The 14069-nt window shown below is 34.2% G+C and carries 8 protein-coding genes and 3 pseudogenes; 2 read left to right on the plus strand and 9 right to left on the minus strand.

Features of this window, described 5'->3' with window-relative positions:
• Positions 1-165 precede the first annotated feature (165 nt).
• Both HFD15_RS13415 and HFD15_RS13420 read right to left on the minus strand, forming a co-directional pair.
• Positions 166-1077 (minus strand): hypothetical protein, encoded by a 912-nt coding sequence (locus tag HFD15_RS13415; RefSeq protein WP_032398745.1) that lies wholly within the window; start codon positions 1075-1077, stop codon positions 166-168.
• Between the two features lie 17 nt (positions 1078-1094).
• A pseudogene (locus HFD15_RS13420) lies at positions 1095-3287 on the minus strand (type ISP restriction/modification enzyme); the annotation flags it as partial.
• A 192-nt stretch (positions 3288-3479) separates the two neighbouring features.
• On the opposite strand from HFD15_RS13420, the pseudogene HFD15_RS13425 reads away from it, so the two are divergent.
• Positions 3480-3917, plus strand: a pseudogene (locus HFD15_RS13425) (transposase); the annotation flags it as partial.
• Positions 3918-4079: 162 nt separating this feature from the next.
• On the opposite strand, the gene HFD15_RS13430 reads toward HFD15_RS13425, so the two are convergent.
• Complete coding sequence (locus tag HFD15_RS13430; protein ID WP_003108064.1) at positions 4080-4502, minus strand: cupin domain-containing protein; 423 nt, start codon at positions 4500-4502, stop codon at positions 4080-4082.
• Positions 4503-4692: 190 nt separating this feature from the next.
• Here HFD15_RS13430 and HFD15_RS13435 point away from each other — a divergent pair, with 190 nt between their 5' ends.
• Positions 4693-5652, plus strand: a complete 960-nt coding sequence (locus tag HFD15_RS13435; RefSeq protein WP_000221326.1) for an IS30-like element IS6770 family transposase — start codon at positions 4693-4695, stop codon at positions 5650-5652.
• A 104-nt stretch (positions 5653-5756) separates the two neighbouring features.
• Here the strand turns inward: HFD15_RS13435 and HFD15_RS13440 are convergent, their stop codons facing one another.
• The 6 genes and pseudogenes from HFD15_RS13440 to HFD15_RS13465 all read right to left on the minus strand — a co-directional run.
• Positions 5757-6995, minus strand: coding sequence for a restriction endonuclease subunit S (locus tag HFD15_RS13440; RefSeq protein ID WP_081041450.1), 1239 nt, complete (start codon positions 6993-6995; stop codon positions 5757-5759).
• Positions 6985-8580 (minus strand): type I restriction-modification system subunit M, encoded by a 1596-nt coding sequence (locus tag HFD15_RS13445; protein ID WP_058224161.1) that lies wholly within the window; start codon positions 8578-8580, stop codon positions 6985-6987. Before HFD15_RS13445 ends, HFD15_RS13440 begins: the two co-directional genes overlap by 11 nt.
• The gene (locus HFD15_RS13450; protein ID WP_058224160.1) at positions 8580-11657 is read right to left on the minus strand and encodes a type I restriction endonuclease subunit R; all 3078 of its coding nucleotides are present in this window, start codon (positions 11655-11657) and stop codon (positions 8580-8582) included. The genes HFD15_RS13445 and HFD15_RS13450 overlap by 1 nt, the downstream gene beginning before the upstream one ends.
• Before the next feature lie 10 nt (positions 11658-11667).
• Positions 11668-12297 carry a DNA-binding protein gene (locus HFD15_RS14445; protein WP_235585779.1) on the minus strand — a complete coding sequence of 210 codons (630 nt, stop codon included), beginning with the start codon at positions 12295-12297 and terminating at the stop codon, positions 11668-11670.
• Positions 12297-13448 carry a RepB family plasmid replication initiator protein gene (locus HFD15_RS13460; protein ID WP_021166450.1) on the minus strand — a complete coding sequence of 384 codons (1152 nt, stop codon included), beginning with the start codon at positions 13446-13448 and terminating at the stop codon, positions 12297-12299. The genes HFD15_RS14445 and HFD15_RS13460 overlap by 1 nt, the downstream gene beginning before the upstream one ends.
• A gap of 381 nt (positions 13449-13829) precedes the next feature.
• A pseudogene (locus HFD15_RS13465) lies at positions 13830-14069 on the minus strand (cell filamentation protein Fic); the annotation flags it as partial.

Genomic DNA, 14069 nt, shown 5'->3' on the forward strand with positions numbered 1-14069 from the left:
TTATTTATTGATGACCAGGACCGTATTTCTAAACTTCTTTTATGGTTTATTATATCACTTAACAAAAAAACAGCCCCCATTATCTAACCGATAGATAATGGGGGCTGTTTTAATAGTCTTTTTGAGGGGTCATTATATAATAATACCCCCTATAAAAACAGATTTCTAGATAGAATTAAGAATATTTCCTATTTCAGTTTTCCATTTTTTATCATGTATAATTCTATATTTATATAAATTATCATCAATTATTTGTTTTTTAGTTAATTGAGATATTTCCTCCCAATTACCACCAAAAATATACGTAGCATTTCCATACAAGATAGAATCTAGAACATAGATATTTTTACTTGAAAAAGCAAAAGCTATATATCCTGAATATCCAGCAGTACCTTGATACTCAATATCTGGCTTGAATTCTTCTAAATATTTAAATCTTTCTTCGATTAATATTTTAGCACTTTTTGATACTTGATTAGAATTAGCTACATCTTTAAAAGCATTCCAAATTCTAACCCCTTGGGGAAGAATTTCCCAAGGAACACTTTGTCTAACTGGTTTTAGCATATCTGTGTCTACGTCTAGTATAAAAGTTTCAGCTTTATTGAATAATTCTAACGTGAGATTGATGGCTGATTTTATTTTGTCATATTCAGATTTTTTTTTATTGAATTGCTTATTAATTACTAAATACTGTTTATCATTAAGTAAAATGAAGTTGAGGCCGAAGGGGTCTATAAAAATTTTTGGATATCTTTTATAAGGTACTTCACTAGTTCCAGAATGAATATTTCCTCCCCAATCTTTTAGAGACCAACTCTGAGCGCGATAGGCAGTTTCTTTGGGTTTACTTTTGTCAGATAAAAACTCTCCCACGGTATTACGTTGAGCCATTATTCCATTATAGGGTTTTGGAATAAACATCAATCCATTTTCGTCAGTTTTGTTGAATTTTTCTGATAGTATTTTTTGGATTTTGTTCAGTTCAATTTTAATTCCGATAAAAAATTTTTGGTTGTCTGAAATGTCTGATAGATATTTTTCAACATTATTAATTCTTTTTTTTAATATTTCCATTACTAAGGCCTTCTTTCTTATTCGGTTACTTCAAATGGTGGCAATTCATCAATTAATTCGAGTGTACGCATACTTACTGTAATAACAGATAGTAGGAGGTTCAAAATATACTTAGGATCATCACTAAAATCATTAGGATCATCTGTAATACCAGATTTTTCATCTGTTTTAACTTGATATTGATCAATAATCCATTCAATAGCAGGTCGACCATTAACAATATATTCATAGGCTTTTTCTGGAATATTTTTAATCGTGATACTATCGTTAAAAATAATAGTATCTAATATACCTTTTTTAGGATGTTTCATCTTCTTAACAAGATAATTTGGTTTAGAAATTTCAACTTCAACACCTTCCCAGATAGGCTGATCTTCATAATTCAAATGTAAATCAGCAAGCTTAGATCCAATTTCAAGATACTTTTCTTTATTTTTAAGCAATGGAATACGAGGTAAAGCTTTTTGTAGATCATTAGCATATTTTTTGCGGTATTCAGAAGAATGAAGGACACCATATATATAAAAGAAAATCTCTTCCTCGGTCAATCCATAATGCGAATTTATATTTATTTCGGAAGTGCCAAAAAATCCATTTCGTCCATTGTTCGAATAATAAAATCCTCGACCTTTTTCAATATACTTATATTCAGGTATAGCACTAGTCATTATCACAGAAAAATCTCTTTTTACTCCAGGACCACTAACATAAATTACTTTATTATTTTCCCCAAGAAAATCTTTAAAACGTCCAGGCATTTCAACTATGTCAGTATCATAATATAACCATTTATAAGTATATGGTCTATAGGAACTTTTAACAATCTTACGCTCGTCATGGTTTATGGATATGTTAGAAGATAATTTCGTTTTAGTTTTCCTACTCCAACTCATATATGTTGAATCAGTGTTAATATAATCTAGTTTTTGTTTAGGCAAGTAATTACTTAATCTCTCACGTTCATTATTATAATTCCTAACTAATTTAGCCGAATTATCAAAAACATGTTTCTTCCCGAAATTATAAACCCAACTATCTCTACTCGTTGTAACACCAATTGCTGAATCTTTAAACATTGTATCCGTATAATTAGTAGAGGAGTCATTTCCCATAGGGACATAGTTTAAATAGTTTTTATCTCTCTTATTTATCCAATCACCATTTTCATCAGGAGATATTCTTAACCAATCTACATTAATCATAGAATACGTTTTTTCAAGATAATCAAACTTGTCTTTTCTTGTTAAATAATCTCCAATATCATAATAATAAATATCATGATTTTGGCTACCATCTTTAATTAAAATAGTAATTGCTACTCCCGTCATAATGTCAAAGACATTTTGACCTTCTTTTTTGGCTAACTCACCTAAACGCTCTTTTATTGCTCCACGTAGGTTTAAGACATATACGTAATTGAACTCATTTTCAAAGCTTCTCCGAACACCATTCATCGTTTTAAAATCAACAAAAGAACTATTTGTTATAAATCCAATCACACCATTACTAGCTAACCTATCAGTAGCCCATCTGAATGCTTTTAAATAAGAATCATAAACAGAAACTACTCTTCTAGCATCTGTTAATCTAACATAACTATTAGTAATAGCATCCGTTAATTTAAAATAGCTAGTTGAATTATTAATTTCATTTTCATCAACTTGCCCCATGGAGTAAGGTGGATTTCCAATAATTGCAGTAATTGGAACTTCTTGTTGTCGTTTCAAACGTTCATCGTTAGTACCAAAGTAATCATCATCTAATGTATCTTCTGTCTCTGTACTTTCAAAGGTATCTGTTAAGACGATTCCTTCAAAAGGAATATACCCTTCTTCATCACCATTTATTTCATCAAAGGTTGATTCAATGTTAATGGCCGCAATGTAATAACTTAATAAAATAATTTCATTCGCATGTAATTCTTTCATGAATTTACGTGTAATATCAGCTAAAGAGATTTCTCCAGCATCCATTTGATCTTTTAGGTAAGTCAATGTTCGAACGATAAACGTCCCTGTACCTGTAAATGGATCTAAAATATGGACATCTTTACTCGCTAAAGATTTGCCAAAGTGCTTTTTAAGCACATCATCAACGGAATGAACAATGAAATCCACAACTTCAATTGGTGTAAAGACAATCCCTAGTTTTTCAGTGGTTGCTTTAAATGCAGTTTTGAAGAATTTATCATACAAAGTAACAAGAATCTTTAGTGTTTTGTAAATCTTTTATCTGCTCTTTTTGATACTCAATTATATCTAGTATACCCGAATTGCTAGTTGATTTCATTGAAAAATATATAAGTCGTGCTATCCTAGTCTTAAACCACTAAGCATTAGTAAGCGCACGACCTATATGACTTATAATAGCACACTTAAAAAAGTTTTTGTTTATTTACTGACAATGAGAGACACTATGGCTACAAAAATCATATTGCTATAGATACCAAATCAAAATTCGTAAAGAATTATCAAACAACGCCTGCAAATGTGCATGATTCTCAAGTAATAGGCGTTCTTGTTGATCCCGATGAGATCACCTTAGCAGACTCAGCTTATCAAAATCAAGCAACACCTAAAGGTGCTGAACTTTTTACCTGTCTTAAAAACACACGTTCTAAATCTCTTAAGGCAGACGATAAAATGTTTAATAAAATCATTTCGAAAATACGTGTCCGTATTGAACATGTATTTGGCTTTGTTGAAAATTCAATGCATGGTTCTAGTTTACGTTCTATTGGATTCGATCGAGCTGTTTTAAATACTGACCTTACAAATCTGACTTATAACTTATTGAGGTACGAACAAGTTAAACGTTTAAATCTCAAAACATGGCGGTAATCTGTCTAAAATAAGAATAAACAGTCAAGTGGCGTCTGTAACATAAAGAAAAACACAGTAGACTATGCTTAGTTTTCTGTGTTTTTTTCTAATTTCATTTAGAGGTGAATTAATTGGTAGTTATTAGAGGTGCCCTTAATTTGACAAATCATATAACTAAAATTAGTCTTCATTAGGATCATTTTTAGCTTCCTCATGCGTTTTATGTACTGTACCAGGGACATGATCAGGACCTGCATAAATTGAGTAAATTTTCAGAGGTTTGTCACCAATATTGGTTACATTATGCCAAGTATCAGCAGGTACTAAAATTACATCATCATCTGAAACTTCTTGTTCAAATGTAAGATTATCTTCGGCATCTCCCATTTGGCATAAACCTTTACCTTCTTCGATACGGAGGAATTGATCGATACCCATGTGTACTTCTAAACCAATATCGTCACCGGGTTCAATAGCCATTAATGTAACCTGAAGTTTTTCACCAGTCCAAATTGTTGTACGGTAATTCTCGTTTTCTTTGGTATAATCCTCAATGTTAACGATAAATTTTTCTTTGCCATGATCTTTATAATCGAATGTCATTAGAAAGTCCTCCTTGTTCTTAATTAGACTAATTCTAATAATTAATCTATACTATAGTAATAACATAAAACCGTTTACAAAGCAAAGAAAAAGACGCGAATTGTAAAATTAAGTTAGAAAAATAAAAAGGCATTTATGGTACACTCAAATTGTATTTCCGACGAAAGAAAACAAAGGAGTGTAACCATAAATGACCTACAAACATCTTACCATAGACGAACTGACAATGATAGAATCATATTATCTTCAACATAATAAACCGGTTGAAATCGCTAACCGAATGGGACGTGCTATACAAACTATTTATAATGTAGTCAATAAGTTCAAGCAAGGCAAGACTGCTCTTGATTATTGGCACCAGTATAAAGAAAATAAGAAAAAATGTGGTAGAAAAGTCATTCAATTACCTGCTCATGAAGTAGATTACATTAAAGAGAAAGTCACTCTTGGTTGGACGCCTGACGTCATTATCGGGCGAAAAGAAAGGCCTGTTTCATGCGGTATGAGAACACTTTATCGTTTATTTTCTAAAGGAATATTTGATATTGACACACTACCGATGAAAGGTAAAAGAAAACCCAATGGCCATCAGGAAAAACGGGGAAAACAACAATATCAGCGCTCAATCCATGATAGACCTGATAATTATCCTGATTTCAATTCTGAGTTTGGTCACCTTGAAGGTGATACGATCGTTGGCATTCATCATAAAAGTGCCGTCATTACTTTAGTTGAAAGATTATCTAAAGTAATTATCACGATTAAACCCAACGGCCGTAAGGCATTAGATATTGAAACTGCCCTTAATCAATGGTTTTCTCGCTTCCCTAAAAACTTCTTTAAATCTATTACGTTTGACTGTGGAAAAGAATTTTCTAACTGGAAAGCCATTAGTAACCAACATGATATTGATATATATTTTGCGGACCCTGGAACACCTTCTCAACGCCCATTAAACGAGAATTCTAACGGGATTCTGCGTCGTAATGGACTGCCGAAATCAATGGATTTTAGAGAAGTGAATCAGACATTTATTTCCAGTGTCAGCAATCAACGTAATCATATTCCAAGAAAATCATTGAATTACAGAACACCAATTGAGATATTTTTGAGCTATGTACAAGAAGCATTTTATTCTAACTTAATTTGACAAATCATATCATTTAAATTAAAAACAGCCCCCATTATCTATTGATTAGATAATGGGGGCTGTCTTAATAGTGTTTTAGAGGGGCGATTATCTAATTATAGACCCTAAACAAACATCTTTTGTAAAAAGCCTTTTTTCTGTTCTTTCAACAAATCTAACTTACGTTGATGAAGAGCGATAGTATCATCTAATGACTTGAAGAAGGCTCCAATTTTTTTTTGTTCATCTTCGCTTGGGAAATCTACTGTTATTTCACGCATCTTTACCATAGTTAAAGCTTTTTGATTAGAGCCGGCTGCACTATCAAGCAAACGTTTCTTTCCTATCCCACCAGTAAAGTAAGTTAATAAATAATCTGAATTTACCTGCATTTTACTAATTTGAATTAGATTTCCATCTTTATAATAAAACCTACGGCTATCAACCTTCCAAAGGTTTCCTAACGTTCCTACAGCAGTAACTAATATATCTCCTTCTGATGGGACACCATATTTTTCTTTTATTTCATCAAACTTTTCTTGAGAAATAAACAATTCTTGGTTTCCTGTGATTCCGCCTGTACTAATTTCACTTCCTCTATAAAACGGGATGCCTTCCGTTACATAATCGCTTAAATGAATTCTTTTGCTGGAGCTAAGAGTTGCAACTTCACCTAACTTACGCTCTTCCCAATCGTCAGCAAACCCCGCAAATCGCAATTCAGGAACTTTGGCACCATTTTTAGGGAACATTTTTTGTAAGTAGCCTTTTTTCTGCTCTTTCAACAAATCTAACTTACTCTGATGAAGAGCGATAGTGTTATCTAATTGTTTGAAGAACTGACCTATTTTTTCTTGTTCATCCAAATTTGGAAATAATAGGGTAGAAGATAAAAATTTAGATTCATGTATTGCAATTTGAGCAGAACCGCCTTCGATATTATCTAATATTGCATTTTTATAAAAAATTCTTGTTTGAAATAAGTTAGTAAGAAAATACTTAGAAAATACGGATGTATCTAACGAAATCGTCGGCATATTCTCTGTAACAATAGCGCCGTCACAGTATTTATCTACCCAACCAATGCCACCTTGTTCTACCGTTTGTCTTGTGAAGATCAGGGTTTGAGGGTACTTTGTTAAATTAATTTTAGCCTGACGTTTACGACCTATTTTATTTCCCATTTTTGATCCCCGTAACGTAATTCCTCCAAAATTATTACGTACAGAAATCTGGTAGTACTCCTTATCATCTTCAACAATTACTCTATCTGTATATTCACGTAATCCACTTGATAACTTACGCTCTTCCCAATCATCCGTAAAACCTTCAAACCTTAATTGTGGACTCTTTTTACTCATCATGCCCACCTCTCAAAAGAAGACGCATCGAATCAATCAATGCTTGATTCTCTTCACTTTCTGAAAAATTGTTAATCAACGATAAGAGCACTTGCTCTTGTTGAACTAATTCTTCATTGATCTTAAGGAGATTGGTATTTACTGCAACCAAATCAACCGGTTCCTCTTCCTCAAAGGTATCTACATAACGAGGGATATTTAAGTTAAAGTCATTTTCTTGGATCTCATCAAAACTTGCAACATGAGCATATCTTTCAATATCTTCTCGTTTTTTGTAGATAGAAACAATTTTATCAATATGTTCATCCAACAGGACATTTTGATTTTTTTGTTTTTCAAAATCTTGAGAAGCATCGATAAACAAGACATCACGACGAGAACGGTTTTTCTTCAAAATAATAACCGTTGTCGGAATACTCGTTCCAAAAAAGATATTGGCCGGCAAGCCAATAACCGCATCAATGGCTCCCATTTCTAAAAGGGCCTGACGAATGGTTCCTTCTGCGGCTCCTCTAAAGAGCACGCCATGCGGAAGGACAATCCCCATTGTTCCCGATTCTTTCAAATGGTAAAAACCATGAAGGAGAAAGGCAAAGTCCGCTTTAGATTTAGGCGCTAATTTTCCAAAACGCTCAAAACGAGGGTCAGAGAGAAATTTATCTGCCGCTGACCATTTTGCTGAATAAGGAGGGTTCATCACCACAGAATCAAACTGATAAGGCTCTTCTGAGGGCCAATCGGCATCTAAAGTATCTCCGTTATTCAGGTTCATGCGTTCTTTATCTACCCCATGAAGGATTAAGTTCATACGTGCCAAGTTAAAGGTCGTTGTATTTAATTCTTGCCCGTGATAATGGACTTGATTAGGGTTTTTGAGATAACGACGAATATTAAGCATCAAAGAACCTGACCCCATCGCAGGATCGTAAATATGAAAAGGCGCACGGGTTTCTTGTCCGATCGACGTAATTTCTGACATGATGCGTGAAACAGCTTGTGGGGTATAAAACTCGCCTGCTTTTTTACCTGCACCTGCCGCAAACATCCCGATTAAATACTCATAAGCGTCCCCAATCACATCGCCATTGTGTTCAAATAAATCAATCTCATCTAAGGCACGCAAAACCTCAGTGATCGTCACATTACGTTGTTGTGCATTTGATCCTAATTTTGTGGAGTTTAAATCAATATCCGCAAACAATCCACTGAATTCTTCTCCTTGACGTTCCAACTCATTAAAACCTGCTTGTAAATCGGTCAAATTAAATTCATAGTTGTCTGCTTTGATGCGGTAACTATAAAACAATTGATCGGGTTGGATAAAGTAGCCTTGTTTGGGTTGGATATTTTCGATTAAATCGTCTTTGTCTTCTTCGTACCACTCCATGAATCCTGCATACTGAGTGGAACGTTCTGGGAAGGTATCTGTTTTGCCATTTTCTTGTTCATAAACTTCTCTCAGCTGCGCATCGGACAAGTACTTATAGAAAATTAATCCCAGTAAGTAGTTTTTATACTCACTTGCATCCATCTTCCCACGTAAGATATGCGCAGAAGCCCATAGTTGTTGATTTAAACCTGTCGCCATTATAATTCTTCTTTCCATTTTTGAATTTGTTCAAAGTTTTGTTGTAGTCGTTCTTCTAAAACTTTTGTTCTTCTTCTGTATTTTTCACCCGTTTTGGCTTCGAACTCTTCTTTACTAAGAGTCATCGAATCCAGTAAATGGGTTAAATAAGGGATCGTTTTCTTATCGCCTTGATACTCATTCATTGCAGACTGTAAAAAGTCGAAGGATAATCCAAATTCTTCAGCTTCTTTTTGAAGTTGTCTTTGAATTTCATTTTGAATCGAAGTCTCTTTTAATTGAGCCACATCGATCTCTTCAGTAGTATTGACGAGTTGATCTTTCAAGGTGTGATACATCTTTTGGATTTGAGGATCCTTTTGTTGGATTTCTTTTTCAAATTTTTCAATGGCCCCTGCTTCGTTTAATTGGATCGCTTTCAAAAGTTGATTAATATAAAAACTATCCACGACGTCTTTATGTGTCGCATTGAGCTGCGAAGAAAAAGCAATCTCTTGTAAAAGCTTTTCGAAGTCCTCCTCAGGATGCTCCTCATCCTCGATCATTTCTTTAATCTTTGTTTTAACATTTTCCGTTTTACCTTGATATTGTGGCAACTGCTCCACCACTTCTGAAAATGCTTCAAAGTCTTCTTCGTATTGATCATAGCTTCGGAGCGCTTTATAACTCTTTTCTAGCTTTTGATAAGCACTCACTTGCGCAATCATCGTTTTAAGATCGTTGGGATTATCCGATAGGTCGGCTTCGCTTTGTTTATAAAGTGTTGAACATTCGATAAATTCTTTTTTGACTTCTTCATATTCTTTTGGAATCAGTTGATCAAAGTTTTGCTTTTCATTTGAGAATAGACGAAACGTGTTTTTCACATTTTCTTTCATGGTGAAGGGCTTTCTAAAAGAGACAATCAACCCAGAATCTTTTCCTGTATAAATACGATTGGTTCTTGAGAACGCTTGAAGGAGCTTTTGATAGTTCATTTCTCGATCAATATATAAGGTTTGAATCGTTGGAGAATCAAAGCCTGTCAATAAACGATCGACAACAATAACAAAATCTAGCCACTGACCATCCGATTGATATTGCTTTTCCTTACGGGCCAACCGTTTATTAATATTTTGATTGTAGAGTTTCTCATCTTGATAAGGAGAGGCATCAAACTGTTTCGCATACTCTTTCATGATCTCTACTAATTCATCGTCTTGTTCATTTTTTTCTAATTGATCCGGATTGGTTGAGAAGGTAATAGCTACTCTTGGGAAATCTTTATCAATCAGTTGATGACGTTCATCAAATTGTCGCCCATTCAAGAGTGTCCCATTATCTTTCATTTCCTTTAAAATCCGGTAAATATGTTTGGCTTGGGCAATCGAGTGAGTGGTAAGAATGGCTGACATCGTAGGAAAACCATTCTTTACCTTGAACTTTTTGACCACACTCCTCCGATTAAAGATTTTTTGTAACATGGTACGAATATGTTCATCTTTTTCATAAAGTTCCGTAGGCAATAATTTTTCTTGTTGGAGGGCATCGTCTGGCAACTTTCCTTTATTGAGTTGGGTGACAATCACCTCTTGATCCTCTTCTGAAATCAGTGAATGATACTCGACTTGAAAGCCTAACACAGCCCCATCATCCATGGCATTTTTGGTTGTATAGGAGTGAAGGAGTGGCCCGTATTGCTGGCTCGTCGTTCTGGCAAAGGTTCCATTTTCTTGCTTTTTATTTTCTTCAAAAATAGGCGTCCCCGTTAATCCAAACCAGGTTGAATTGGGTAATATTTTCTTAATTCGCTTCATTTCCTCATCACTAACCGCACGATGAGCCTCATCAACAATAAAAACAATATGTTCTTGCCTTAGCTTCTCAAATTGATTCGAGCCTTTTTCTTCACTCTCTTGTTGGGCGCTTCGCATAGCCGCAGAGAGTTTTTGAATCGTGGTCACTAAAATCGTATTATTATTTTTTGATGAAAGGAGGTTTCGAGCCAATTGTTTTTGATTTTTGATCCCAACAATCAAAGTATTGGCTACCGAATTTCCGGTCGTTTGTCCGGTATGATATTCCGAGGCAAACTTCGTAAACTCATCCTGCGTTTGAGCATCTAAGTCTGTTCTATCAACAACCATGACCGTACGATCGACACCGATCGCATTTTGTGCTAATAATTTCGTTGCGACAAAACTGGTAATGGTCTTTCCTGAACCTGTCGCATGCCAAATGAATCCTCCTTCATGCTGTGCCGCTTTTTGACGAATCTTACGAATAGCATGAATTTGGTAAGGCCTTAAAGCCATGAGGAATTTTTGATTTTTTTGATCATCGACGAGAATGGTATATTGGCTAATCAATTCATGGGCATCGGGTATCCGCAAAACTATACGAGTAAAATCAAACAAATCGGAAACCGTTTGATTGTCTTCCGTCCGCCAATTAAATAAAAACTTCTTCATCCTAGCATAGGCTTCAGCGGTATCTTCACTAGGTCTTGCAAAGTATCGGGTATCAACTTTATTGGAAATCACCATGATTTGAGTAGTTGCGTAAATCCCTTTAAAAAATCCATCTTCTGCATAACGCTGAATTTGATAATAAGCTTGCATAAAACCGTCTTTAGCAGACTCTTTTTTGAGCTCAATATGAATGATTGGGAGCCCATTAATCAGCAAGCTCACATCTCCACGATCTACTCTAGAGGAATCTGGGACCACTTGGTGAACTACCTCATAAGAAGAAGTTCCTCCTGAGATATCCTTATTTCTAAAGGCTTCTAAAGTCACTTTTTTCCCATCTTCTCGCTCTAATAAAACTTGAGCCACCCCGTTTTCTCCTCTAAGCCATTGAGAAGCTAAAAAAGGTGTTGCGGTTAAACGTGAAAACTCGACTTTGACTTGCTTAAATTCTTTGTCCGTTAATAGTTGCTCTTCCAATACTGCTAAATTAATTCGGTTCAAATGACCTCTAAAGTTTTGCCAAAGTGCTTCTTCCGACTTCAAGTCCGGACGATAAGTCCACTGATTTTCTTTCTCACTTAAGATCTGTATGAACTGGTTTTCAATCATTTGTTCCGAATGACTCATTCGATCCCCCTCATTTCCATCGTTGCCACCATTTTTTAGATTCTGTTTTTACAGGCTCTTTTTCTTTTGCCTTGTTTCGTTCTTCTTCTGATAACTTCAATTGAGCTTTCAGTCGTTCAATTTCTTCCTGCGCCTCACCCCTTATCGACGAGCCATCTTTTATATCCTCCCGAGGCATTTTAAGAGCTTTCAATTCATTGATTTCTGATTTATACTCATCAAGTAACTTTTTATCCTGTAAGGCTAGACGTTGTTGTTGATCTAAAAGATTTTGCATATTACTTAATTGTTTAAATTGTTCATCTTTAGTGTTTTGTAAATCTTTTATCTGCTCTTTTTGATACTCAATTATATCTAGTATATATTTAATATCAGCATTATTTTCATTATTATTCCGGAAGTTTTCGGTTTGCGAATTTGGTTTTTGTTCTAGGTTTTCGGTTTTCGATTCTTGGTTTTCGGTCAACCCCTCAAACATTCTCTTTATTGATTTTTGACCATCTTCATTAATCACAAACTTGTTTCCTATTTTCGAAAACCAAAGTTTTCGTTCTCTATCTGTGACCTTTTTGTTTATAGCTGTCTTACTAACGCCTAACTCGTCCGCTAGCTCCTTTATGGTTTTTAAATTATCACTCATTATAAGCCCCGCCTTTTAACCGTGGGTAGGTATTGCTCAATTGCTTTTTTAAGATACTTTGCAATATTTCCTTTAGAATACGGTTCTTGTTTATCGTAAATGTATGAAAGGTGTTTTTTAACTCCATCTATACCCATTAAATCTTTGAGTTCATCATATTTTGGATAAACATTTCTCTGCAATCCAGCCATAGTAGCTGGATTTGTCATTTCATAAGGTGATAAAAGAAAATGTTCCAGCAATAACTTGGTGTATTTGCTTTGCATAGCTTCTGCATATAATAAATTTTCTTTTTGTTCTTTTTGAACTTTCGCTTTTTGATATACTTTATCTTCTAACTTGTAGCTATTATCATCTGCTCTTCGTTTTTTAGTGATATGAAAAACAATAGAATTAATGCTTCTTCCTTTTTTGACTTTCTCATAAGTCACTTTAAAAGAGGTATGCTCATTAATTTCTTTCAAAGAATTCTTTATTATGTAGCTTTCTAAACTTTGAAAACGAGGATAATCCTTCATTGTATCTGTCATTTCTCGCAATTCTCGTATAGAAATTGACGGATTGCGATAGGTTTCCACTTGTTCTTCTCGGCGTCCGCCTTTGGCACTGTAATGCTCGTACTGGTTGTAATTCATAGATAGCCATCGATACAAGATAATGCTGTACTTGCTATTCAGTTCTGCTATATCGGACAAGGCATGTTGCGTGAAATTTTGTTTTAGATTGATTAAATAAGGCATAATTTCAGGACTAAACCTGATAGTAACTTCATCATGATAATCAGCCCATTTTACATAGGGAATCGGCACAATATTTTCAAACTCAAACCCATGTTCTTTTTTTTCTTTAATTTTGAAAAAAGCTTGTTTCTGCATATTCTCAACTGCCTGCTTGAACCGACTATGTTTGTCATTGTCAGAAACTTTAAAGAACGCAAAAAGTTCGGTTTTTGAGAGGTAAACCGTATGATCTTTAGGAGGAGCCTCGGTATTAATACATGATACCGCTAACTCAAACATTTTAAGTGGTGTTTTATCCATTTTCGCAATGCTGGTAATTAAAGAGTTATGCTCGACTACTTTACGCTTTGACAATTCATTCAAGGCTTTCACCTGCTTCTGATTTTTTTCAAATTCTGTTATAATAGACATAAAGATACGCTCCTCTGCGTGTTCATAAGTAGGTATGAAGAAATTCTCGTTCAAAAGTTTGTTCTTCATACTTTTATTATATCATAATATAGCATAAAATGATGATTTTTTTATGCTATATACACAGTTTTTTTATGCTATATACACAGTTTTTTTATGCTATATACACAGTTTTTTTATGCTATATTATTCTGTAACTCCTTAAAAATACTCACTTTTTTTTGACGCAAAAGAATAAAAGATTAAAATATATAAGATAAATTAATATAGGCTTCGCCTTTTTTTATTTTTTTCAAAAATTTAAAATCAAAAGTCAAAATCATCCCGTAAGCAAACAGACTAATCAATATAGAATTTGATTCGTCTGTTTGTATCGGTTATTTATAAATCTTCTGTTTTTATTTCATAATATCCCTCGTAATAATAACTCGCATCAATTCCTTTAAAGAATTGTTCTTTACCTAAATCATCGGTTAAAGCCTTTTGAATCAAATATTTTAATTCATTGGTGCTGACTGTACTACGGATCATGGCATTTAAATATTCATCCTTATCAATTTGATTCCAATCGACGATTTTGTGTAGTTTATTTTTAAGAATTAAATCCAACCAGATACGAGT

It is taken from the genome of Lactococcus sp. EKM203L (genome assembly GCF_011800585.1).
Classification (GTDB): Bacteria; Bacillota; Bacilli; order Lactobacillales; family Streptococcaceae; genus Lactococcus; species Lactococcus lactis.